Source organism: Caproiciproducens galactitolivorans (genome assembly GCF_026672255.1).
GTDB classification, from domain to species: Bacteria; Bacillota; Clostridia; order Oscillospirales; family Acutalibacteraceae; genus Caproiciproducens; species Caproiciproducens galactitolivorans_A.
In genome coordinates this window covers 26,647-49,480 of the sequence record NZ_JAPOHA010000016.1, presented here as the reverse complement: position 1 = coordinate 49,480, position 22,834 = coordinate 26,647, and the positions used below count along the sequence as shown (strand labels likewise).

The window sequence follows — 22,834 nt, the reverse complement described above, 5'->3', positions numbered from 1 at the left end:
TTTTATGCCTTGCGTTCGGGCGGCGGGCGTCACCATTTTAATGAGGCGGGTTTTTCGGGTGCACCGTTTACTTTTCCTGCCGCCCGATCTTTAAGAAGCGTTCTCCACCATGGGCGAAAGATGCCCCCCATTTCCTTGTCGGCCCTCCCGGCGGTTCCACCTCGCCGGGAGCAAGGCCGAACGATTCGGAAGCAACGGTTTTTCTGTCGCCCGATCGATCAGCGTGTTGTCTTCCCCACCAGGGTGTCCCCCCTAGGAGGGAAGATTCACTTAGTCGGCTTCCCGGCGAAAGGCATTGTGTCCAGCCCGCCGGGTGTAAGTCCGACTTTTTTTATTTCATACTATAAAAATAAAAAACGTATCCGGTTAAAATCCGGCGTTTTCCTCTCAATTTTGTTTCCTGTAATGTATATTGTTTCCAAGATCCGGCGAAACTAGAAGCGAGGTGAAAAACGTGGAGTATTTACGGGCTTTTTTAGTTGGCGGCGCAATCTGCGCGGTCGGCCAGCTTTTAATCGACTTTACGAAATTGACCCCTGCCAGAATCCTTGTGCTTTTTGTTACGCTGGGCGTTGCGCTCACCGGGCTTGGGCTGTACGAGCCGCTTGTAAAGTTTGCCGGCGCGGGCGCTACGGTACCGCTCACGGGTTTCGGTTATACCATGGCGAAAGGGACGCTGGAAGCGATCAAGGAAAAGGGTCTGGTCGGCATCTTCTCGGGCGGCGTTGCGGCGAGTGCCGCGGGAATTGCTGCGGCCGTGTTCTTCGGATATGTCGCGGCCTTGTTTTCAAAGTCGGGAGACAAGAGCTAAGATAAGCGAAAGTGAGGCTTTTTACGGGCTGAAAATCGCTTACCGGATTTTCCGGATTATCAACGGGCAGATTCTTGGAATGTTGCTTTGGGAGCTTTGGAAACTGTATTACCGTATGTATTTAAAGAAATATATTGTGAAACACGGCGCATGAAAAACGGGCAGGGTAAATCCTGCCCGTCATGTTATGCGCCGGAGAAAGTTCCTATTGAATGGAACAATCCAGGTAGTGCTCAAGTTCTTCTTCGTCTTTTTTCTTCTTTTCGAAAAAGAGAACAACCGCAACAACAGCGGCACCAACCGCAATAAAGGCGGAAATAACCGTAATCAATATGGTAATGGTATTACATTTTTTCAAAGTGAGCACCTCCGTATTCTTCTTGTTTCTATGATAACCATTTCTTTCGGAAAAGTCAATCCGGCCGGAAACAGTTTGTTTTCTTTTTATGATAAGTAAAAAAGCAGGGCACAAGGCTCTGCTTTTGCATTTAAACCGCGTATTGGGGTTATGCGTTTGCCGCGTTCAGCTTGCGTGCAAGAATTGACTTCTTTCTGGCAGCCGTGTTCTTGTGCAGAATTCCTTTTGCAACAGCCTGGTCAAGCTTCTTCATAGCGACCTTAACTGCATCCGCACTGGCTTCACCGGACTCGATCGCAAGGTTCGCTTTCTTTATATCTGTTTTCAGTCCGGAATGAAGGGACTTGTTGATGTTCGTTTTAGTAGCAATAACCTTCACGCGCTTTTTCGCTGATTTAATGTTAGGCATAATTCCACCTCCTTTGGTATTGTCACGTATCAATAATAATACCATCAAAAAGCAGGAAATGCAAGTATTTCATAAAAAAAGATAAGGGGTTGATTCTTATGGTATTCCGTACCGATCTGGCGCTGGAAAATACCGATCCCGGCAAGCATGTTGTACGGGAGGAAAACGGGTGCAAAATCACAAGCATCGAAGAAAAAGGCAATACCTATGTTACGCTGGAGGTGAAGTCCATCTCCGACCATATCGACAGCGACAACAGCCTTTTAACGCTGACCGCGCGGGAGCTTTCGAAGCTGATGCCCGAAGAGGGAAGCGCGCTGGTGGCGGGGCTGGGCAACCGCGACATTACGCCGGACGCGCTCGGCCCGCTTACCGCGGACCGGATCATGGCCACGCGGCACATCCGCGGCGAGCTGGCCAGAGTGACGGGGCTGGAAGGCCTGCGCCCCGTCTCGGTGGTAAGCCCCGGCGTTCTTGGTTCGACGGGCATTGAGGCCTTTGAACTTCTGAAGGCGCTGGTAAAGGAGATGAAACCGGATTTCGTTATTGCGATCGACGCGCTGGCGGCGCGCAGCCCCTCGCGGCTGGGCTGTACCGTTCAGCTTTGCTCGGCGGGCATTTCCCCGGGCGCGGGGGTCGGGAATTCCCGGCCGCGCATCGACGAAAGCACGCTGGGCGTTCCGGTCATCAGCATGGGGATTCCCACCGTGGTGGACGCGGCGACGCTTGCTTCTGACCTCCTGGACGGCGATACGGAAGGGCAGGAGGAAAAAATCGCTCCGCGCGGCGCGCAGATGATGGTTACGCCGCGGGAAATCGACCTGATTATTTCGAGGGGCGCAAGAGTGCTTGGAATGGGCATCAACGTGGCTTTGAACCCAACGATGACAATTGCTGATTTTGAAGATTTAACCTGAGTCATCATGAAATTTGTCCCGCCCGCATAAGAATGAATATCGATTTATGGGGGCAGGATATGAAAAAATGGGGACAAAAGGCGGCGGGGTTGTGCTCCGCTGCACTGACGTTCGCAGCGGTCGTGTGTGTTTTGGGGCGCCTTTCGGTGCTTCCTTCCTGGGACGCGGCGTTTACCGCCGCCGGATTTATTATGCCGGGAGGCGCGGCCGAAGCGTTGAAAACCGATATTCTGGAAGAGGACGAGGAGGACGGCCCGTCCCAGCCCGAACCGGCGTCCAGCACGCCCAAAAGCCCGAGTTCATCCAGACCGGAGAACTCTTCGGAGGAGAACCGGAACAGCTCCGGGGCGAACGGGTCGCAGGGAACGGTTTCCACAACGCAGAAGGCGGACGTAAAAGAAATGAGCATTGTGAACGCCGGGGTACAATACAATAATGTCTGGGTGAAAAACTTAAATAAAAACCATGGGATCGACATTCCGGGCGAGCTGCAAAAGCAGCCGGCGGTAAAAATCGTAAAGAATGCCGGCCCACAGGTTTTAATTTACCATACGCATACGACTGAAGCATTCGCGGGCGAGACGCGCAGCCGCGACAATGCGAAAAACATGGTAGCGGTCGGCGAACGCATTGCGGAGCAGCTGAAAGCGGCGGGCATCAATACGTACCACGATACCACCTGCCATGATTATCCGAGCTACAACGGCTCCTACGACCGCTCGAAGGTGACCATCCTGAACGCCCTGAAAAAATACCCCTCGATTCAGGTAACGCTGGACATTCACCGCGACGCGATGGGAACCGAGGGCGGCACGCGGATTAAGCCGACCGCGATGGTAAACGGGAAAAAGGCCGCGCAGGTCATGATTATTTCCGGCTGTGACGACGACGGTTCGCTGAATTTCCCGAACTGGGAGTACAACCTGCGGCTTGCCGTGCGGCTTCAGAAATCCATGGCCGATCTGTACCCCGGTCTTGGACGTCCGCTGAATTTCTGTACCCGAAAATACAATGAAAATTTAACAAAGGGTTCCCTGCTTGTTGAATTCGGAACAGAAGTGAATACACTTGACGAGGCAAAGTATTCCGGCGATCTGTTCGGGAAGGCGCTTGTCGAAGTTTTGAATAAATTGACGTAGGCCCCGTTTGAAAAGAAAAAGATGTTTTTTTTATAAAACAAGGTTTGGATAAGCTGATTTAGGATGTGTAAAATGAATGACAAGAAAAAACAGAAGAATTTTTTGGGGATCATTTTTCAGTACCCTCTGCGTTTTAATGCTGCTGATCGGGCTTGCCGTGGTGGACTATAATTCGCGCCGCATCGGCTTTGGGGACGACAAAACGCTTCTTTATCAAATCACAGGAAAAACCTGGCAGGAAACTTGCAATGTAGCGAAAGTATGGTATAATAATTTCGTGTTCTCATTTCAAGATAATACTGCGGAGGAATCAAAATCATGAAACAACATAAAAAGACATGGCTGATGCTGTTTATCGTGGCGTTTATGTTTTCATGTTATTCCGTTACCGCATTGGCAACCGAGATTACTCCCGAACAGGTGGAAAAAACGATTCAGCAGCAGCAGGCCGCAAGCAATGCAGGTTCTGCGGCAAATACCCCGGCGAGTACGCCGAGCAAGCCCCCCGTGTCGAGCGCGAAACCGAGAACCCATCGCAGGGCGGTTTCCTCCAGCGCTTCCTCCGACCCTTCCAGCGATGTTTCAAGCGATCTTTTGAGCAGTGAAGATTCCGGGGTATCGAGTGAAATCGTTCTTCCGAGCGTAAACAGCATCGTGGAAAACAATCCGCTGAGTTCCCCTGCGGTTGACGCGGCCGCCAATAAGAAAATGAACTGGATCGGTATCCTTTCCTGGGCGTGTATTGCACTGGGCGTTGCCGTTGTTCTGATTGTCGTATTAAGCAACCGCCGTCCGCCGCGCGGAGGCCCGGGACGCAAGCGTTACCGCCGTCCGGCCAAATCGCGCAAAAAGCGCCTGCTGAACGATAAATACTATCGGAATACAAAATATTAAATCAGAGAAGAGGGATGTGCTTTCGCACATCCCTCTTTTTGCAGGGCGCACAGCGCCGTTTCCCCCGCGCCGCAGGCGGCGCTCCTCCAACGGAAGGATTGCTTTTAAACAATTTANAGGGCGCACAGCGCCGTTTCCCCCGCGCCGCAGGCGGCGCTCCTCCAACGGAAGGATTGCTTTTAAACAATTTAAAAGTTTTGATCAAACTTTCTCAAAAGTTTGCGAGGTTTGGGGCAGCGCCCCAAGCGTTCCCTGAGCCTTCCAAAAGCGCAGGAAGGGAGCAAAACAGTCCGGTTGACTATTTTGCGCGGGGAACCCTCGCAGGGGGTTCCCCGGAAGGTTGGAATTGCACGCAGGGTTCTCCCCCTTTAAAATTGTGCTGATACTCGTTCCTTTGTGAATCGCCGCAGACTTTGTTCTGAAGTCCAAACCAACCTCTTATTTTCCTTCGATTAAATTACAGAAATGATTTAGCTTGCCCTCAGGCCGGGCGGGCCCCTACTTTCGGAATCGTCCGAATTTAGGCAACGGACGAGCCGGGGGCTTTTGAAGCCCGGCGTGAGGGTTCCACAAACGCCCCCTGCACTCCTGAGGTATCCCCAAAAGGCCTTTCAGGTACACGCTTTCTTTGTGGTTTTCATTGACGTTCCTCCGAGGTAGCTTTGAGAAAGAAAATACCTTATTATAAACATGCGTGCAGGCTCAGCCTTTCCGTTGGGGGAGTGCCGCTTCGCGGCGCGGAGGAAACGGCCTAAAAGGACACTATGTGTCCCCAAAAGACGATTTTCAAATTTTGTTTTCTATGTTATAATAACTTATTATCCTTATAAATTATCCTTTTAAAAAATTCATTGAATTAGGTGATAAATTTGTCGATACCACGCGAGAGAATTCGGAATTTCAGCATTATCGCGCACATTGACCACGGCAAAAGTACGCTCGCCGACCGGATTTTGGAGCAGACGAAGTCGGTTGCGCTGCGCGACATGGAAAACCAGCTGCTCGACAGTATGGATCTGGAGCGCGAAAGGGGCATTACGATTAAGGCGCACGCCGTTACGCTGGTTTACAGCGCGGCGGACGGGCAGGATTACGTGTTTAACCTGATCGACACCCCGGGTCATGTGGACTTCAACTACGAGGTTTCCCGCTCGCTCGCTGCATGCGAGGGCGCGGTGCTGGTCGTGGACGCGTCGCAGGGCATCGAGGCGCAGACGCTTGCCAATACCTATCTGGCGGTGGACGCGGGGCTGGAAATCGTTCCGGTTATCAACAAAATCGACCTGCCGGGCGCGCAGCCGGAACGGGTGCGCGCGGAAATTGAGGACGTAATCGGCATTCCCGCCGACGAAGCGCCCTGCATTTCCGCGAAGCTGGGCACAAACATCGATCAGGTTATGGAACAGATCGTGAAAAACGTGCCGCCGCCGCAGGGCGACGAAAACGCGCCGCTCAAGGCGTTGGTTTTTGATTCCTATTACGACGCGTATAAAGGCGTGATTATCCATGTGCGTGTGATGGACGGGCAGGTACACCCGGGCGACACCATCCGCATGATGGCTACGGGTGCGCGGTTCACCGTGGTGGAATGCGGCTACGGGCGCGCCACCTGTCTGGAATCGAGCGACGGACTGAGCGCGGGCGAGGTCGGCTATATTGCCGCCTCCATCAAGGCCGTAAAGGACGCGCGCGTGGGCGACACCGTTACCCTTGCGGACAACCCGGCAAAAGAGGCGCTCCCCGGTTACCGCGCGGTACAGCCGATGGTTTTCTGCGGGATTTATCCCGCGGACGGCGCGCACTATCCCGACCTGCGCGACGCGCTGGACAAGTTACAGCTAAACGACGCGGCGCTTTCGTTTGAGCCGGAAACCTCCGTCGCGCTCGGCTTCGGTTTCCGTTGCGGCTTTTTAGGCCTTCTGCATATGGAAATCATTCAGGAACGGCTGGAACGGGAATACAACCTCGATCTGGTTACCACCGCGCCCAGCGTTGTTTACCGAATTACCAAAACGAACGGCGAGGTCGTTTTCATTGATAATCCGACCAACTACCCCGATCCTTCACTGATTTCAATGGCGGAGGAACCGATGACCGACTCGCATATCTACACGCCGAGCGAATACGTCGGCAACATCATGGAGCTTTGCCAGGAACGGCGCGGCATCTTTAAAAATATGGATTATATCGACACCGATCGTGTGGACATCCATTACGAGCTGCCGCTGAACGAAATTATTTACGATTTCTTCGACGCGCTGAAATCCCGCACGCGCGGCTATGCTTCCTTCGACTATGAACTGAGCGGCTATAAAAAGAGCAGCCTTGTAAAGCTGGATATTATGCTGAACGGCGAAGTGGTGGACGCACTGTCCTTTATTATCCATTCGGACAAGGCCTACCCGCGGGCGCGCAAAATGGCGGAGAAGCTTTCGGAGAAAATTCCGCGCCAGCTTTTCGAAATTCCGATTCAGGCCTGCGTGGGCGGGCGGATTATCGCGCGCGAAACGGTAAAGGCGCTGCGCAAGGACGTTCTGGCGAAGTGCTACGGCGGCGATATTTCGCGGAAAAGAAAACTGCTGGAGAAACAGAAGGAAGGCAAGAAGCGCATGCGCCAGCTCGGCACCGTAGAAGTGCCGCAGGAGGCGTTTATGAGCGTACTGAAACTGGATGAATAACACGGAGCCGATCGGCCTTTATATTCACGTTCCGTTCTGCGACGGCAAATGCCCGTACTGTGATTTTTATTCCCTGCCCGCCGACGGGGAAACCATGAACCGCTACACAGAGCGCGCGGCGGCGGAATTGGAATCTTTTGCGCGAAAGGAAAACCGCCCGGCGGGCACGCTGTATTTCGGCGGAGGAACCCCCAGCCTGCTGGGGGGAAAACGTCTCGCCTATTTAATAAAGAAGGCGCGGGAATGCTTTGGCCTGCAAAATGCGGAAATCACGGCGGAAGCGAATCCGACGGTGGATTTAAGCGGATTCTTTCAGGAAATCCGTGAAGCGGGCGCGAATCGGCTGTCGATCGGATTACAGTCCGCGAACGAAGAGGAACTCCGGCTTTTGGGCCGGCGGCACACCGCACCTCAGGCTGAAAAAGCCGTGCGCGACGCGCAGGCCGCCGGATTCGAAAATATCTCGCTCGATCTGATGCTTGCGGTTCAGAAGCAGACGCCGGAAAGTTTGAAGCGTTCCATTTCGTTCTGCGCGGACGCGGGGATTCAACATCTTTCGGCATATCTGTTGAAAGTTGAACCGAATACGGTTTACGGCCATAAAAAGGATGCGCTTGTCCTGCCTAGCGAAGAAGCGGCGGCGGATTTATATCTTCTGGCCTGCGAGGAACTGGAAAAGCGCGGGTTTCATCAATATGAAATCTCAAATTTTGCGAAGCCGGGCTTTGAAAGCCGCCACAATCTGAAATACTGGCATTGCCGGGAATACCTTGGAATCGGCCCGGCGGCGCATTCTTTTTTAAATGGGAAACGGTTTTACTGTAATCGAAGCCTGAAAGGTTTCCTTGCGGGCGAACCGCCGGTACAGGACGGCGCGGGCGGCGGCTTCGAGGAATACGCCATGCTTGCCCTGCGGCTGACGGAGGGCCTGACCGACGAAGGATGCCGCGCGCGCTTCGGGTTCGGCATCCCGGAACGGATTCTGCACGCGGCGAAGCTGTATGAAAAAGGCGGGCTGACCGTCTGCGAAGAAAACAGCTTTCACTTTACCCCAAAGGGATTTCTGGTTTCCAATCTGCTGACTTCTGAGATTTTATTCGCTTAAAAGGCGTACACAGCGGACACACCGTGTCCTTTCGCCGTTTCCCCCGCGTTGCGATGCAGCGTTCCTCCACGGAAAGGCTGAGCTTGAACAAGATGAAAGTTTGCAGGTTTTAAGGGCAGGGCCCCATCGTCTCTTTGCATTAAAAAAGCGCAGGAGGGGAGCGAAAACAGTCCGGTAGACTGTTTTTGTGAGGGGGAACCCTCGCCAGGTGTTCCCCAAAAGGCCGAATTTGCATCACAGGCTGTCTTCGGACAGGTCGAACCTACTCCTTTGTCCTTCATATTGAATTACAGGAAATGATGTAGTTTGCCCCGCCCGAAACTAAGGACAAAAAATTGTATGAAATCTAAAAAAGCTGTTCGGTGAATTTTTCATCGGACAGCTTTTATATAAAACGATTTTCATTTGTTGCGGTAAAGCACCGCCTGCAACGCGGGGGAAATGGCAAAAGGCGCTGTGCGCCCGCTACGTGTCCGCCTGAATGGTGCCGCCGCCAACGACCAGATCGCCGTCGTAAAACACGACCGCCTGTCCGGGCGTGACGGCGCGCTGCGCTTCCTCGAAATCCACGCGGACCTTGCCTTCCCCAAGGGGAATAAGGTGGGCTTTCGCCGGCGCGGCCTGATACCGTACCTTCGCGGTAATATCCATTTCGGTTTCCAGCGTGTCGAACGGTATAAAATTCAAATCAGCGGCGACCAGCGAAGTCCGGTACTGGCTTCCTTCTTCGCCAAGCGTCACTTCGTTATGTACCGTATCGATTTTGGTAACGTACATCGGTTTCCCAAAGGAAACGCCCAGCCCCTTGCGCTGGCCGATCGTATAATGCGTTATCCCGCGGTGGCGGCCGAGAATCTTTCCGTGCGCGTCGACAAAATTGCCCTGCGGCGCCATTTTGCCGGTGTAGCGTTCAATAAATCCGGCATAATCCTTGTTTTCCACAAAACAGATTTCCTGGCTGTCCGGCTTGTGCGCGACGGGCAGACCGGCTTCCTCCGCAAGCGCGCGCGCCTGCGGCTTCGTGTACTCGCCAAGCGGCATCAGCGTATGGCTTAACTGATCCTGTGTAAAGGAATACAGAACGTAGCTCTGATCCTTGCTTGCGGGAGCCTTGCGCAAAAGCCAGCGTCCCGCGGCATTCTGCTCGATGACGGCATAATGCCCGGTGGCGACAGAGTCGAAATCCAGCTCGCGCGCGCGGCGGAGCATGGCGTCGAATTTGATGTGGCGGTTACAGGCGATGCAGGGATTGGGCGTCAGTCCGGCTTCATACTGCGCGGCGAAATAATCGATCACGTCTTTTTCGAAGAATTCCGTGAAATTCAGAACCAGATGGTCAATCCCCAGCTTATAGGCGACCCTGCGCGCGTCGTCGATATCGTCGAGCGAACAGCAGCCGCCCGCGGCGCTCTGCTGCATGTATTCGTCCGGACGCAGGCGCAAAGTGACGCCGGTTACGTCGTAGCCGGCCTTTAAAAGAAGGAGAGCGGCGACGGAACTGTCCACGCCGCCGCTCATGCCGAGCATTACCCGTTTTTTCATGCTCAATCCGGGTACGAAGGATTTTCCGGCATATCTTCCGCCGCTTCCTCCGCCGCCTCGTCGCTTGCATAGCCCCGCTCGTTCGCCTTGTCAACGATGGGAAAATGCATCGGATAGTTGGTGATTTCCTCCTGCTCCGGAAGATCGTCTTCCTCGTCGTCGTCGACGCCGCAGGGGCAGCAGCAGCAATCGTCGCCGCAGTCCGCGCACTCGTCTTCCGTGATTTCTTCGGGGGCAGTGATCTCGTCCAGCTTTTCAAACGCCTTCTTCATGCGGCGTTCGGCGTCTTCCACGGAACGGCACAGATGTTCTGTTTCCTCGTTCTGGTCATCGCGCATATTATGAAAGTAGTACTTCCCAAGCGCGATGTAGGCGCGCGCTTCGTTTTCCCTTTCATTCTTAATGACAATCCGGATACGGTTTATCAATGCGGCTTTACGGTTTTTTTCAACGACATAGTCGACTGCTTTTGTAACTTTTTCCGATACGTTGTTAAAAATACTCATAAGCTTACCTCCTGCCGAAAATGCGGCTTAATTTAGGGGATTTCTCTTTGCTGTTATTATATCGCAAAATGCCGTAAAATAACAGTCTTATTTAATTCTGTTCCTTTTTTTATCAGATTGTGATATAATGTGCAAATACGCAAAGCCTAAGGAGAGGATGTTAAAAATGGCAACCCAAGACAACAGGGACGTGAGCTGTCCACACTGCGGCGCGGTGGTAAAAACACAGGTACATCCGGAGCTGGAAGCAGGTGAAGATCCGGAACTGCGGCTGCGTGTGCTGGACGAAACGCTGTTCGACTGGAAGTGTCCCGAGTGCGGCTACGAAGCGCAGCTCGTTTATCCTTGCCTTTATCACGATAAAAGTAAAAACTTTATGGTATATGTCGTACCGAACGGCGGCTGCCGGTCGCTTGACTCGGTAAAGGTCGGCGAAGCTTTTCCGCAGCTTTGCGGCGTAACGAAACGGGTGGTTGTATCCCCGGCTCAGCTGAAAGAAAAAATATTGATTTTTGAGGCCGGGCTGAATGATTTTGCAGTTGAACTGGTAAAGCTTGCTGTTACCGATGTGGCTGCAAAAAAACACGGCAAGGTTGTGACCGACGGTTATTTCTGCTATGCGGATGAGGCGGAAAACCGAATCGGTTTTTCCTTTTTTCTGAAGGGAAATCAAGAGCCGGTACAGCAGAGGACGCGTATGGATGTTTACAAAAAATCACTGGAAATTACGCAAAGCGTGGGCGTTGCAGAGCAGGACGAATTTATGGCAGTTGATTCCGCTGCCGCTGAGAAGATTTTACGGGTATACCGTGGCGAGGAGGAATAATTTAGATGTGCGGACTGTGTGGATTTACCGGTAGCATCATTAACCGCGACGACGTTATTAAAACCATGACGGATAAAATAACCCATAGGGGGCCGGATTCCAGCGGAATATTTTCAAATCATGATATTTCCATGGGCTTTCGGCGTTTAAGTATTATCGACGTGGCTTCCTCGGGTGACCAGCCGATTTACAATGAAAATAAAACGCTGGTGCTCATGTTTAACGGAGAGATATACAATTACCGTGACCTTCGCAACGAATTGATTGCGAAGGGACACCGGTTTTATACAAAGACCGACTCCGAAGTGCTGATTCACGGCTTTGAGGAGTGGCACGAGGATCTTTTACCCAAGCTGCGCGGCATGTTCGCGTTTGCAATTTACGATACCGTTGGGAAAAGCCTGTTTCTTGCGCGCGATTATTTCGGGATCAAGCCGATGCATTATACGAAGGTCGGCGATCATTTCGTGTATGGTTCCGAGATTAAAAGCATTCTTGATTTCCCGGGCTTTGAAAAGAAGTTTAACAAACGGGCGCTCGACAACTATATTTCCTTTGAATATTCCGTGCCGCCCGAAACGTTTTTTGAAGGGGTTTACTGCCTGATGCCCGCCCATTACCTCTGGTACAAGGACGGCCAGGTGGAAACGCACCGATACTGGGAACCGAAGTTCAACGCGGATGAAAGCATGACGAAGGAACAGGCGGTTGACGAAATCGAAAAAGTATTTGAGGATTCCGTAAACGCCCACAAAATCAGCGACGTGGAAGTCGGATGCTTCCTGTCGAGCGGCGTGGATTCCAGTTATGTTTCCACGTATTTCGCCGGGCAGAAAACCTTTACGGTCGGTTTTGACTACGGCGAAAAGTACAACGAAATCGACTGGGCGAAAAACCTTTCCGAAAAGGTCGGCGTCGACCATCACTACAAGGTGATTTCGCCGGAGGAATACTGGGGGAATATCCGCAAGGTGCAGTATCAGATGGACCAGCCGCTTGCCGACGCGTCCTGCATTGCGCTGTACTTTGTTTCGAAAATGGCAAGCGAATACGTGAAGGTGGTGCTTTCCGGCGAAGGCGCGGACGAACTGTTCGGCGGATACAATATTTATCATGAGCCGGACGATTTTGAAGCCTACAAGAAATTGCCGCTCGGCCTGCGCCGCACGTTCGCGTCGGTTGCGAAAGCGCTTCCGTTTACCTTTAAGGGCAAGAACTTCCTCATTCGCGGCGCGCTGCCGATTGAAGAAAGCTTTATCGGCAATTGCAGCATGTTTACGCTGGACGAGAAACGCCGCCTGCTGAAAAAAGATATGCCCGTTACCCGCCCGCAGGAGCTGACCAAAAAGTACTACGACCGCGTGCGTGGCAAGGACGACGTTACGAAGATGCAGTATCTCGATATTAACGTGTGGCTTGTCGGCGACATTCTGTTAAAGGCCGACCGCATGAGCATGGCGAACTCTCTGGAACTGCGCGTGCCGTTCCTCGACAAAGAAGTGTTCAAGGTGGCCTCGCGCCTGCCGAGAAAACTGCGGGTGAATAAGGAAAATACAAAATACGCGATGCGCCAGGCGGCGATGCGGCATCTTCCGGACACCACGGCGCAGAAGAAGAAGCTCGGCTTCCCGGTGCCGACCAGAGTCTGGCTGAGGGAAGAGAAATATTACAAGATCGTCAAGGACGCATTTACCGGAAAAACTGCGAAGCAGTTCTTCAACACGGATGAGCTTATGAAATTTCTGGACGAGCATTATACCGGAAAGCGGGACAACAACCGTAAAATCTGGACGATTTTCGTTTTTCTTGTATGGTACGACATTTACTTTAACGGTGCTTCCCACGAACCAGGCGATATGCCGATTGTGCACTGATAAGAATAAAAAATATACGAACGCCGCGGAAATTCCGCGGCGTTCTATTTTTAGATAGGCTAAGCCCGAACAACTTGAAAGTTTTGCTCAAACTTTTTCAAAAGTTTGCAGGGTTTGGGGCAGCGCCCCATCGTTCCCTTGCCTTTCAAAAAGCGCAGGAAGGGAGCAGAAACAGTCCGGTGGACTGTTTTAGCGTGGGGAACCCTCGCCGGGGGTTCCCCGAAAGGTCGGAGCTGCACTTTGTCTGCTGTTTTCGAACAAGTCGAACCAATCCTTTGATTCTTAATATTGAACTACAGAAATGATTTAGTCTGCCTGCGCGCCCCTCAGCTTAACCTCGGAAAAGAATATCCCATCACCTTTCCCAAGCGGGCGCGGGCTTTCTTCAAATGCTTTGATGCGGTCGGGGGCGTAATCCCCAGTGCTTCGGCAACCTCGGTTACGCTTTTCGCTTCAAAATACCGAAGCCTTACACAATCCTTCTGCCTTTCGGTCAGTTCCCCCTCCATCACCATGCGGAGAATGCGCAGCATCCTTTCCCGTTCTGCTCCGCTGTCCTCCGTCCGGTTCGGAACGTTCAGCCTGTCCCCGAATAGGTCAAGGCTCAAATTGCTTTTCCTCCTCATCTCTTTCCCCCGCTCTGTATTAAATACCGCCCCGTATGCAGACAGTCCAGATACATGTCGTTCAGCAGCGCGGCCCGTCGGTACAACTGAGAGGCCGTTTCGTTATCCGCCGTTTTGGCCTGCCTTTTCAAAGGAACCAGCCGCTCCTTCAGCTTTTCCGCTTCTTCCAAATAGGTCATTCCCCACTCTTTATAATTCATAATTCTCCTTTCAATGCCCCGGTAACCAAGCTGTCAACCGGTGTCCTCTAAATTCCATATTATCCAAGAAGAATCATAATTGCAATGCATTTCGCTGCGAGAATTCTTTTTATCCCTGTTGATGTGACAAAAATGGTACACCGATTCCCGCATTCCCCAACATTTTTGCCTTTCCATCTTGTTTCCGAATTGCAAAAATGGTAGAATAGATAGGTTAAAATGAAATACAGAGAATAAAAAGGCTTTAACGATATCATTTTATCGAAAAGAAAGTGGGAGAAAAATGGGAGGAGTCGGTTCTCTTTGCATTATGGTGGGCGTTTTGCTTTTATTGCATTCTTTCGGCAAATTTAACCGCGACCGCCATCATTTCCGGTAACAAAAAGGAGGAAGCGTCTGCTTCCTCCTTTTTTCTATAAAAAACCTCCGGAAAATTTCCGGAGGTTTACTGTTTTTCTCTTAACTTTTTAAAGAAATCCTGCAGCGCCTGCGCGCATTCCTCTTCCAGAACGCCGCCCCTCAGTTCGGGTTTATGATTATACGGCAGTTCAAACAGGTTCACAACGGAACCGCAGGAGCCTGCTTTCCGGTCTTTGGCGCCGTACACGACGCGCGGAATCCGCGCGTTAATAATAGCTCCGGCGCACATGGGGCAGGGTTCCAGCGTAACGAACAGCTCGCACTGCCAAAGCCGCCACCCGCCCAAAAGGGTGCAGGCCTTGTCAATGGCCTCCAGCTCCGCGTGGCACAAGGCGTTTTTCCCTGTTTCGCGGCGGTTGCGCCCCGCGGCGATGATTTCATTCCCCTTAACAATCACCGCGCCAACCGGAACCTCGCCGTCCTCCGCCGCCATGTATGCGTATTTTAAAGCCTCACGCATAAAGGCTTCGTCCCTGTCCGTCATTTTGTAAGAACCCATAGGGAAGACGCGAAAGCGTAAATCAGCATGCACACGCCCCCGAAATTGAAGAACAGCGCCTTGATCTTTGCCGGCAGGCGGAACATCGGGTTTCCCGCGTCCCCCTGGAAGAGATGCCGGTCTTTTGACCAAAGGTAAAACAGCGCCCCGATTCCCAGAATGATGGAAACGCCGAAAACCGCGTTATTTACGTATGTCACCGCGGTATCCCCATAGAGCCGCTGTGTAGCGGTTATTGCAAAGGAAATGGAGTTGTTGCAGAAATGAATCAGGATGGAAGGCAGAAGGGAGTTTGTGCGCACAACGGCCAGTGCCATCACCAGTCCGGCGATAAATGCAAAAATCATCTGCACAAAGTTTCCGTGAAACAGTCCGAACAGCATGGCCGAAGCGACAACTGCGAAACCGTCCCCGAATCTCCGGAAGCTTTGCAGAATGATGCCCCGGAAGATCAGTTCCTCAACGATCGGGGGCGCAACCGCCAATGTAATAAAATACAGAGCCAGTACGGCCGGGTCATTCGTCAGCGGCAAGGATAGATCGGGATTGAATCCGAATGCCTTTTCAATATTGGCGACAATGTTGGCGGGGAAATTTGCCAGCATACAAACCGCCACGCCGAAAAAAACAAACGCGCCGGTTTTCAGAAAGCCCGTTTTCTGAAACGGAAGCACTTCCCGAAGCGGTATATGGCGAATGGCTAAATACAGGAGCGCGGGCATCGTCAGCCCCAGGAGGTAAGTAATACCCTCCAGAAGATAATACAAAACCGGCGTATAGCCGCTAAAATCCGGGTTGGTGTAGTCGGGGGTATAGCCAATCCCATTTAAATACACCTTGCCGAGGATGGCAACAACATAAACAAAAAGCATGGATGCCAGCAGCGTGATGCAAAGGCCGTTCGCCGTTTGTTTTAACTGGTGCTTTTCCCCCTGCGCCCTCTCATACAGCACAGGGTCGAAATACGGGTTATACGGATTATACGGACCGTAAGGTGAACCATTCATAAAATACTCCTTTATGCTATCCCTGTTTCTTTCTACACAATTGCCGATAAAAGCAGAACGCGCTCGGAAAACTCCGGGCGCGGACAATAATTCTTCAGCAGGTCCCCCCGCAATTCTGCGGACTACCCGCGTTTTGGCGTCCCCGGCGCGATTTGAACGCGCGGCCTTTCGCTTAGGAGGCGAACGCTCTATCCAGCTGAGCTACGGAGACGAATATGAAATTTCCCGGCAGGGATTCCGGGCTTTCAGCAAGGGAACAGCCGCCCAATCCTGCCGTGCCGCAAATATATGCAACTTATTTATTATAAATTATTGCGGCGGCTTTGTCAATTCTTCCTTTGGGCGGATTTCTCCGCAGGGGGATCCAGAAAAAGGCCCCAGATCAGCATAATCATGGAGACAAGGGAAATCAGAATGATAATATTCGGAAGAATCGTCATAGTCGCGTAATCGACCATCTTCGTTTTCGCCGCGCTGTAAAAGCACGCGGAAGCCGTGGCGTAAAACGCGCTTAAAAGGATGCCGGCCTGGAAATTTTTCCGCTCCTTCAAAACCAGAAGCAAAAGGATAATCGCCGCCGGAAAAAGGCAGGCAAAAATCATATAAAACCGTGCGTCGTCGGCAAAGCCCATTCCCGCGTAGCGGTCGATCATCCGGAATACGCTCAGTGTCGCGTCGTCCTGATTCTTCGAGCTTTCGATGATGGTGCCCGCCGGAAGGAACAATGCACCGATTAAAAAGAGTTGCAGTAAAATAACCAAACCCTTAACCTGTTTCTTACTCATACCCTACACCCTCCTCAATTCCTGCGTTTCAAAGCGATTCCGGTTCCGCCGCCCGGCGCCTGACCTCATCATGGTTCATCAGGACATACTGCGGGGCTTGCCGAAAAAGAAAAGCAAGCCGTTCGGCCTTCCTGCCAAAACAGAAGAATACGAACCGTAATGAACAAAGACAGAGGCCCAAATTGGTGTTTTGCAACACTTTTTTGGGCCGTCTTATTTTAAGATTATTGTATTCAATAGCATAGGCCATGATCTTCAATTTGTCAAGTGCTTCCCCTTTGATTCCCTCCGGCGTCCTAGGAAATCGTACCCGGCAGAACCCGCAGTAAAATCAGGATAAAGGCAGAAGTAATAACGGTAAACAGAAGGGAGAAAACAAAAGCGGTACGGATTACCCGGTTTTCCTCTCCCAGCTTGTCAATGGACGCGGCGGCATTCTGCAGCTTCGCCGGCGAAATAACGCTTGCCAGTCCCCCGCCGAACGCAAGGCCCGCCGTAATAAGAATCATGGAAGTCCGGTCAAGTCCCAGATTCACCGAGGTTTTCATGGAATATTTCGCAAACATGGCCACGGTGGACGCTTCGCTCCCGGTAATGAAGCCCCCGAAAAGCCCGATAAAAGTTACAACCGCGCCGTAAGCGGAATGAAAAAACTGCGCCGAATAGTCCGCGAGTACCTTAATCATACTGTCGGTAACAAAGGCGTTCGCTTTCATGCTGTAACCCGACATGTTCATGACTTCCCCGATTGCAAAAAACACGGCGGCGGAGTAAATCGGCCTCGGCGCGCGCTTGGCCCATACCCGCACCGTATCGGCAAGCTGCTGTTTTGTGGGTTTTAAAAGAAAGGCCGCGGCAATGGTGCTAAGAAAAATCCAAGTATAGGCGTTCCATAAAAACCGGGTCGCAATCGGCGAACCGTCCGCCGTCAGCCCGTTTATGGGGAACAGCCAGACGCGGTAAAACTGATTAAAAATATTCTTTGGAACGTTAATGACCAGAATGGAACCGATCAGCAAAATCCACGGCATGAACGCCTTTAATAAAGAATACTGTTTTTCGTATTCCAGTTCTTCTTTTGTAAGAATGCTTTTATCTATGATCTTTTTCCCTGTAGCCTTTAAATAAGCAAGCATAGCAAGGATAACACCGATTCCGCACAGTACGCCGGTCAGCACAACCAGATTGTCGTACCGGCTCGTGACAAAGGCAATCACGCCAATCACAATTCCCGATAAAAGGCATGGAACAAGTCCCTCTTTCACGCCCTTCCATTTATTCGTAATATACAGCATGGAAATGCCGATCATAATGGAAGTCAGCGGCAGAAAATAAGCGAAGACCGTGCCGACCTGCGACAGGGTGATTTCGCCGCCCGCAGAAAGAAGCCCCGCGTTTTTTAAAAAGGCGTTGGCCATATCGATAAACACAACAATGGGCGCGCCGAGCAGCGCATATGTACACAGCGAATCATAGCCGATCGCCGGCAAGGCAATCGCCACGTAAGTCGAATAGCCCATGGAAAGTAAAATGGGCGGCAAAAGGGAAACCGGCGTCGCCCCCACGGCAACCATCAGGGTTCCGAATCCGAGGTTGAGGAGCATAATCTGCACCGACCGGTTCTCGCTTGCCAACGTCTTGATAAAAATAATAATCCGTTTCAGCGCGCCGCTCTTTTCAATCAAAGCCATCTGCAAAAGCGACGTCGCAACAATGAGCGAAACGGAAAAGGATTTGATAAATCCGGCAATCGTCGACCGGAAAAAGACCTCCAGTGAAGTCTGGAAAAACAGGCAGGCAACCACCCCGATTACAAGAAGCCCCACGGTTCCGGATACATCGGCGGGCTTCTTGAATACGACCAGCAGAATCAGGATAAGGAGGATTGGCAGCAGCGTTAAGAAAAGAGTTGTCATAAATCATCCAACCTTACTATATATTAGTTTAACGCTTTTAATTATTAATACATAACTTTATTAAAGCGAAACTATACACTATAATAACAAAAAAGCCGTTGTTGCGCAATAGATTCAAAGGAATATTTCCTGTCTGCCCGACACAGCGCCTCCGGATGAGCCTGCCCCTCCCGGCCTGAGGGCAATCGAAAAGAGGGAAGAGGATTGAACCCCTCCCTGCCAATCTCCGCTTTTATACAGCAAAATCCCCAACCACAGGAAATCCTGCGATTGGGGATTCTTTTTCTTCGTCTATTAAAAAGGACAAAGGATTTATTCCGTTAGAACGCGAACTTATTTCGCTCTCTTTTCCTTAACGGCAGCCTGTGCAGCAGCCAGACGTGCGATCGGCACGCGGAACGGTGAGCAGGAAACATAGTTGAGGCCAACCTTATGGCAGAACTCGACGGAAGTCGGGTCGCCGCCGTGTTCGCCGCAGATGCCGAGGTGGATGTCAGGTCTTGTCTCGCGGCCGAGCTGAACAGCCATCTTAACAAGCTTGCCAACGCCCTTCTGGTCGAGGTGAGCAAACGGATCGGACTCGTAAATCTTGTTCTCATAGTAGTAGCTGAGGAACTTGCCGGCATCGTCACGGCTGAAACCAAAGGTCATCTGGGTCAGGTCGTTGGTGCCGAAGCTGAAGAATTCGGCTTCCTTGGCAATTTCGTCGGCGGTCAGAGCGGCGCGCGGGATTTCGATCATGGTACCGACCTGATATTTCAGCGCAGCGCCGGAATCCTTGATGATCTTGTCCGCTGTCTCGGTAACAACATCCTTAACGAACTTCAATTCCTTCTCCTCGCCTACGAGCGGAATCATGATGCGGGGCTCGGTGTTGAATTCCGGATGCTTTTTATTCACAGCAATCGCCGCATTAATAACAGCCGTTGTCTGCATCTTTGCAATTTCCGGATAGGAAACGGCAAGACGGCAGCCGCGATGGCCCATCATCGGGTTGAACTCGTGCAGGCTCGCGATAACATTCTTGAGTTTTTCAACGGTGATATTCAGTTCGCCCGCGATCTCCTTAATATCCTGCTCCTTCGTCGGGAGGAACTCGTGGAGAGGCGGATCGAGGAAGCGGATAATAACCGGACGGCCTTCCATCACTTCATACAAGCCTTCAAAGTCGCCCTGCTGGTAAGGCATGATCTTGTCAAGAGCCTTCTCGCGCTCCGGTGTCGTCTCCGCAACGATCATTTCACGCATCGCCTTGATACGCTGACCCTCGAAGAACATGTGCTCGGTACGGCAAAGGCCGATACCCTGCGCGCCGAAATCTCTGCCCTGCTTGGCGTCCTTCGGTGTGTCGGCGTTGGTGTAAACTTCGAGCTTGCGGACGGAATCGGCCCACTTCATGAAGCGGTCGAAATCGCCGGAAATGGAAGCCGCAACGGTCGGGATTGCTTCCGCGTAAATATTGCCGGTAGAACCGTCAATGGAAATATAGTCGCCCTCTTTGATGGTCTGGCCCGCGAGGGTGAAATGCTTTGCATCATAATCGACAACGATTTCGCCGCAGCCGGATACACAGCAGGTGCCCATGCCGCGCGCAACAACAGCCGCATGGGAGGTCATGCCGCCGCGAACGGTCAGGATACCCTGTGCAACAGCCATGCCTTCGATGTCTTCCGGAGAGGTCTCCAGACGAACGAGAACGATTTTCTCGCCTCTTGCGTGCCATTCTTTTGCGTCTTCCGCGGAGAAGACAACTTTACCGCAGGCAGCGCCCGGGGAAGCTGCAAGACCTTTGCCGATCGCTTTGGCCTTTTTAATGGCGGTTGCGTCGAACTGCGGATGGAGCAGGGAATCGAGCTGCTTCGGCTCAACGCGCAGAACAGCCTCTTCCTCGTCGATCATGCCTTCGTCAACCAGGTCAACAGCGACTTTCAGAGCCGCGGCAGCGGTTCTCTTGCCGTTTCTGGTCTGGAGCATATAAAGTTTGCCGTTTTCAATGGTGAACTCCATGTCCTGCATGTCTTTATAATGTTTTTCAAGGTTATTTGCAATTTCTGCAAACTGGTTATAGACTTCCGGCATATCCTGCTGGAGGTGGCTGATCGGGGAAGGCGTGCGGATACCCGCAACAACGTCTTCGCCCTGTGCGTTAATGAGATACTCGCCGAACAGTGCCTTTTCACCGGTGGCCGGGTTGCGGGTAAACGCAACGCCTGTGCCGGATTTGTCGCCGGAGTTGCCGAATACCATCGCCTGTACGTTAACGGCGGTGCCCCAGTCGTAAGGAATTTCGTTCATGCGGCGGTATACGTTCGCACGGGGGTTGTCCCAGGAACGGAAAACGGCTTTTACGGCTTCCATGAGCTGAACCTTCGGGTCAGTCGGGAAATCCTCGCCCTTTTGTGCTTTATAGAAAGCCTTGAATTTCTTTACAAGGTCCTTCATGTCGTCTGCGTCAAGCTCGGTGTCCATCTTAACGCCTTTTTCCTGCTTCTTCGCCTCGATGATTTTCTCGAACTCTGTTTTGGAAAGCTCCATAACAACGTCGGAGAACATCTGCACGAAACGGCGGTAGGAGTCGTATGCGAAGCGCGGGCTGTTGGTGATTTTTGCAAGGCCCTCGACAACGGTATCATTCAAACCGAGGTTTAAGATCGTGTCCATCATACCCGGCATGGAAGCGCGGGCGCCGGAACGCACGGAAACGAGAAGCGGGTTCTGGGGATCGGCAAATTTCTTGCCGCAGATGGTTTCCATTTTTGCAAGGTATTCATAAATTTCAGCCTGGATATCCGCATTGATTTCGCGGCCATCTTCATAATACTGGGTGCAGGCCTCCGTGGTAATCGTAAATCCCTGAGGAACAGGCATGCCGAGAACGGTCATCTCAGCTAAGTTTGCACCTTTTCCGCCCAGCAGCTCTCTCATTTTGCCGTTGCCTTCGGAGAAAAGGTAGACATACTTGTGGCTCATTAAAAGTACCTCCTATAATCAGTTGTATTATCGAGCTATTCCATATAATAATTCTTTAACAATCGCTCAAACTGTATTATAACAAAAACATTTAAAAATTACCATATGTTTTCTTATAAAACCAACTGATATTTTAAATTAAATTTAACGAAATCCCAGTAACTTTCACAAATCCTCGGCAAATCTGAAATTTTTCCTTGAAAATTCTGATTCTTATGCGATAATAGAGATAATGTTAAGACAAAGTAAAATGTCATTTTTATGCTCTGATGCATTGCAATATTATTCACGGAGGAAATTATGCCAGAACAATGCTGCGCTGTCATTCTTGCCGCCGGCGATGGAAAACGGATGAAATCCAACCGCCCCAAAGTGCTTTCGCCGGTGCTTTTTAAACCCATGCTGCAATGGGTAATCGATTCCGCCGAAGGGGCCGGAGTATCCGGCATCTGCGTCGTAACCGGCTACATGCATGAAAAAGTGGAACAATATCTTTCGAATTTAAATACCGCCGGCACCGGCGCGAAAATTTGCCATACCCTGCAGGCCGAGCGCAAGGGCACCGGCCACGCCGTTATGATGGCGGCGGATTTCCTTCGCGGACACCGCGGGGAAAACGTACTGATTTTAAACGGCGACGCGCCGTTCGTAAACGCGCAGGTGATCGACGAAGCGCGCAGGGACCACGCGGAAAACGGCAACGCGGCAACGGTCATCACCGCCGTGCTGGACGACCCGACCGGCTATGGGCGGATTGTACGCGATCCCGAAACCCACCTGATCCGCGCAATCGTGGAACAGAAGGACGCGGACCGCGAAACCCTGTCCATCTGCGAAATCAACTCGGGCGCCTACTGGTTCCGGGCGGACGACCTTTTGAATATCCTGGATCAAATCCAAAACGACAATGCCCAGGGAGAATACTATCTGACCGACGCGGTCAAGCTATTGATTAAAAACGGCAGAAAGGCCGCCGCCCATACCACCGGCGATGCAAACACCGTGCTGGGCGCCAACGACTGCCTCCAGCTCAACGCGCTGAATTCCATCGCGCGCGAGGAGGTTCTTTCCCGGCATATGAAAAACGGAATCGAAATTCCCTGCCGCGACGGCGTCATGATTGGCCCGGATGTAAAAATCGGCAGCGATACCTGCATTTTACCCGGCACCATTCTGCGCGGCAAAACCGTTATCGGTTGCAGCTGCACGGTGGGGCCGAATTCTTTTGTTTCGGACTGTATCGTGGGCGACGGCGTACGCCTGCATTCGGTGCAGTGCGAAAACAGCGTAATAAAGCCAAATCAGGCGGTAGCGCCTTTCACGGTTATAAACCACTGAGAAAAATTAGGGGG

Annotated in this window: 21 protein-coding genes and 1 tRNA gene; 10 read left to right on the top strand and 12 right to left on the bottom strand. The window is 51.8% G+C overall.

Annotated elements, in window-relative coordinates:
• The first annotated feature begins 454 nt into the window (after positions 1-454).
• The gene (gene spoVAE, locus OUY18_RS12975) at positions 455-811 is read left to right on the top strand and encodes a stage V sporulation protein AE (protein WP_268059195.1); all 357 of its coding nucleotides are present in this window, start codon (positions 455-457) and stop codon (positions 809-811) included.
• Positions 812-1,016: 205 nt separating this feature from the next.
• On the opposite strand, the gene OUY18_RS12970 is transcribed toward spoVAE, so the two are convergent.
• Together OUY18_RS12970 and rpsT are read right to left on the bottom strand one after the other, a co-directional pair.
• Complete coding sequence (locus tag OUY18_RS12970; protein WP_268059197.1) at positions 1,017-1,169, bottom strand: hypothetical protein; 153 nt, start codon at positions 1,167-1,169, stop codon at positions 1,017-1,019.
• A 148-nt stretch (positions 1,170-1,317) separates the two neighbouring features.
• A complete protein-coding gene (gene rpsT / locus OUY18_RS12965) occupies positions 1,318-1,578 on the bottom strand; it encodes a 30S ribosomal protein S20 (protein ID WP_268059194.1) in 261 nt (86 codons plus the stop codon).
• 98 nt (positions 1,579-1,676) lie between these two features.
• Here rpsT and gpr point away from each other — a divergent pair, with 98 nt between their 5' ends.
• From gpr to hemW, 6 genes are all read left to right on the top strand, one after another.
• The gene (gpr, locus tag OUY18_RS12960; protein WP_268059193.1) at positions 1,677-2,495 is read left to right on the top strand and encodes a GPR endopeptidase; all 819 of its coding nucleotides are present in this window, start codon (positions 1,677-1,679) and stop codon (positions 2,493-2,495) included.
• A gap of 59 nt (positions 2,496-2,554) precedes the next feature.
• Complete coding sequence (gene spoIIP / locus OUY18_RS12955) at positions 2,555-3,634, top strand: stage II sporulation protein P (protein WP_268059192.1); 1,080 nt, start codon at positions 2,555-2,557, stop codon at positions 3,632-3,634.
• A gap of 76 nt (positions 3,635-3,710) precedes the next feature.
• Positions 3,711-3,956: a hypothetical protein gene (locus OUY18_RS12950; protein ID WP_268059191.1), complete on the top strand. Its 246-nt coding sequence runs from the start codon at positions 3,711-3,713 to the stop codon at positions 3,954-3,956.
• Positions 3,953-4,528: a hypothetical protein gene (locus OUY18_RS12945; RefSeq protein WP_268059190.1), complete on the top strand. Its 576-nt coding sequence runs from the start codon at positions 3,953-3,955 to the stop codon at positions 4,526-4,528. The genes OUY18_RS12950 and OUY18_RS12945 overlap by 4 nt, the downstream gene beginning before the upstream one ends.
• 869 nt (positions 4,529-5,397) lie before the next feature.
• Entirely contained in the window at positions 5,398-7,206 is a 1,809-nt protein-coding gene (lepA, locus tag OUY18_RS12940; RefSeq protein ID WP_268059189.1) for a translation elongation factor 4, read from the top strand.
• On the top strand, positions 7,199-8,311 hold the full coding sequence (hemW, locus tag OUY18_RS12935; protein WP_268059188.1) for a radical SAM family heme chaperone HemW: 1,113 nt from the start codon (positions 7,199-7,201) through the stop codon (positions 8,309-8,311). Before lepA ends, hemW begins: the two co-directional genes overlap by 8 nt.
• A gap of 465 nt (positions 8,312-8,776) precedes the next feature.
• Here hemW and mnmA read toward each other — a convergent pair whose 3' ends face one another.
• Positions 8,777-9,853 (bottom strand): tRNA 2-thiouridine(34) synthase MnmA, encoded by a 1,077-nt coding sequence (mnmA, locus tag OUY18_RS12930; RefSeq protein ID WP_268059187.1) that lies wholly within the window; start codon positions 9,851-9,853, stop codon positions 8,777-8,779.
• Between the two features lie 2 nt (positions 9,854-9,855).
• Complete coding sequence (locus tag OUY18_RS12925) at positions 9,856-10,359, bottom strand: hypothetical protein (protein WP_268059186.1); 504 nt, start codon at positions 10,357-10,359, stop codon at positions 9,856-9,858.
• 166 nt (positions 10,360-10,525) lie between these two features.
• Here OUY18_RS12925 and OUY18_RS12920 point away from each other — a divergent pair, with 166 nt between their 5' ends.
• Both OUY18_RS12920 and asnB read left to right on the top strand, forming a co-directional pair.
• The gene (locus OUY18_RS12920) at positions 10,526-11,185 is read left to right on the top strand and encodes a CpXC domain-containing protein (protein ID WP_268059185.1); all 660 of its coding nucleotides are present in this window, start codon (positions 10,526-10,528) and stop codon (positions 11,183-11,185) included.
• Positions 11,186-11,190: 5 nt separating this feature from the next.
• Positions 11,191-13,059, top strand: a complete 1,869-nt coding sequence (gene asnB, locus OUY18_RS12915) for an asparagine synthase (glutamine-hydrolyzing) (RefSeq protein ID WP_268059184.1) — start codon at positions 11,191-11,193, stop codon at positions 13,057-13,059.
• Between the two features lie 326 nt (positions 13,060-13,385).
• On the opposite strand, the gene OUY18_RS12910 is transcribed toward asnB, so the two are convergent.
• The 8 genes from OUY18_RS12910 to ppdK all read right to left on the bottom strand — a co-directional run bounded on the left by OUY18_RS12910 (position 13,386) and on the right by ppdK (position 21,482).
• Entirely contained in the window at positions 13,386-13,667 is a 282-nt protein-coding gene (locus OUY18_RS12910) for an RNA polymerase sigma factor (RefSeq protein ID WP_268059183.1), read from the bottom strand.
• Between the two features lie 14 nt (positions 13,668-13,681).
• Entirely contained in the window at positions 13,682-13,885 is a 204-nt protein-coding gene (locus tag OUY18_RS12905) for a hypothetical protein (protein ID WP_268059182.1), read from the bottom strand.
• A gap of 445 nt (positions 13,886-14,330) precedes the next feature.
• Positions 14,331-14,789 (bottom strand): tRNA adenosine(34) deaminase TadA, encoded by a 459-nt coding sequence (tadA, locus tag OUY18_RS12900; RefSeq protein WP_268059181.1) that lies wholly within the window; start codon positions 14,787-14,789, stop codon positions 14,331-14,333.
• Positions 14,786-15,811, bottom strand: coding sequence for a CPBP family intramembrane glutamic endopeptidase (locus OUY18_RS12895; protein ID WP_268059180.1), 1,026 nt, complete (start codon positions 15,809-15,811; stop codon positions 14,786-14,788). The genes tadA and OUY18_RS12895 overlap by 4 nt, the downstream gene beginning before the upstream one ends.
• A 134-nt stretch (positions 15,812-15,945) precedes the next feature.
• Positions 15,946-16,022: transfer RNA gene (locus tag OUY18_RS12890), tRNA-Arg, on the bottom strand.
• 115 nt (positions 16,023-16,137) lie between these two features.
• Positions 16,138-16,596 (bottom strand): hypothetical protein, encoded by a 459-nt coding sequence (locus tag OUY18_RS12885; RefSeq protein WP_268059179.1) that lies wholly within the window; start codon positions 16,594-16,596, stop codon positions 16,138-16,140.
• Positions 16,597-16,892: 296 nt separating this feature from the next.
• The gene (locus OUY18_RS12880; RefSeq protein WP_268059178.1) at positions 16,893-18,512 is read right to left on the bottom strand and encodes an L-lactate permease; all 1,620 of its coding nucleotides are present in this window, start codon (positions 18,510-18,512) and stop codon (positions 16,893-16,895) included.
• Positions 18,513-18,845: 333 nt separating this feature from the next.
• Positions 18,846-21,482, bottom strand: a complete 2,637-nt coding sequence (gene ppdK / locus OUY18_RS12875) for a pyruvate, phosphate dikinase (RefSeq protein WP_268059177.1) — start codon at positions 21,480-21,482, stop codon at positions 18,846-18,848.
• A gap of 300 nt (positions 21,483-21,782) precedes the next feature.
• On the opposite strand from ppdK, the gene OUY18_RS12870 reads away from it, so the two are divergent.
• Positions 21,783-22,820: a sugar phosphate nucleotidyltransferase gene (locus OUY18_RS12870; RefSeq protein WP_268059176.1), complete on the top strand. Its 1,038-nt coding sequence runs from the start codon at positions 21,783-21,785 to the stop codon at positions 22,818-22,820.
• The last annotated feature ends 14 nt before the right edge of the window (positions 22,821-22,834 follow it).

What these genes read in the sequence shown, in the direction of transcription:
- tadA (WP_268059181.1), bottom strand. Translation starts at nt 14,789, where the DNA reads ATGACGGACAGGGACGAAGCCTTTATGCGTGAGGCTTTAAAATACGCA.
- OUY18_RS12920 (WP_268059185.1), top strand. Translation starts at nt 10,526, where the DNA reads ATGGCAACCCAAGACAACAGGGACGTGAGCTGTCCACACTGCGGCGCG.
- OUY18_RS12870 (WP_268059176.1), top strand. Translation starts at nt 21,783, where the DNA reads ATGCCAGAACAATGCTGCGCTGTCATTCTTGCCGCCGGCGATGGAAAA.
- OUY18_RS12885 (WP_268059179.1), bottom strand. Translation starts at nt 16,596, where the DNA reads ATGAGTAAGAAACAGGTTAAGGGTTTGGTTATTTTACTGCAACTCTTT.
- OUY18_RS12905 (WP_268059182.1), bottom strand. Translation starts at nt 13,885, where the DNA reads ATGAATTATAAAGAGTGGGGAATGACCTATTTGGAAGAAGCGGAAAAG.
- mnmA (WP_268059187.1), bottom strand. Translation starts at nt 9,853, where the DNA reads ATGAAAAAACGGGTAATGCTCGGCATGAGCGGCGGCGTGGACAGTTCC.
- rpsT (WP_268059194.1), bottom strand. Translation starts at nt 1,578, where the DNA reads ATGCCTAACATTAAATCAGCGAAAAAGCGCGTGAAGGTTATTGCTACT.
- ppdK (WP_268059177.1), bottom strand. Translation starts at nt 21,482, where the DNA reads ATGAGCCACAAGTATGTCTACCTTTTCTCCGAAGGCAACGGCAAAATG.
- gpr (WP_268059193.1), top strand. Translation starts at nt 1,677, where the DNA reads ATGGTATTCCGTACCGATCTGGCGCTGGAAAATACCGATCCCGGCAAG.
- asnB (WP_268059184.1), top strand. Translation starts at nt 11,191, where the DNA reads ATGTGCGGACTGTGTGGATTTACCGGTAGCATCATTAACCGCGACGAC.
- OUY18_RS12950 (WP_268059191.1), top strand. Translation starts at nt 3,711, where the DNA reads ATGACAAGAAAAAACAGAAGAATTTTTTGGGGATCATTTTTCAGTACC.
- hemW (WP_268059188.1), top strand. Translation starts at nt 7,199, where the DNA reads ATGAATAACACGGAGCCGATCGGCCTTTATATTCACGTTCCGTTCTGC.
- spoIIP (WP_268059192.1), top strand. Translation starts at nt 2,555, where the DNA reads ATGAAAAAATGGGGACAAAAGGCGGCGGGGTTGTGCTCCGCTGCACTG.
- OUY18_RS12945 (WP_268059190.1), top strand. Translation starts at nt 3,953, where the DNA reads ATGAAACAACATAAAAAGACATGGCTGATGCTGTTTATCGTGGCGTTT.
- OUY18_RS12925 (WP_268059186.1), bottom strand. Translation starts at nt 10,359, where the DNA reads ATGAGTATTTTTAACAACGTATCGGAAAAAGTTACAAAAGCAGTCGAC.
- OUY18_RS12880 (WP_268059178.1), bottom strand. Translation starts at nt 18,512, where the DNA reads ATGACAACTCTTTTCTTAACGCTGCTGCCAATCCTCCTTATCCTGATT.
- OUY18_RS12895 (WP_268059180.1), bottom strand. Translation starts at nt 15,811, where the DNA reads ATGAATGGTTCACCTTACGGTCCGTATAATCCGTATAACCCGTATTTC.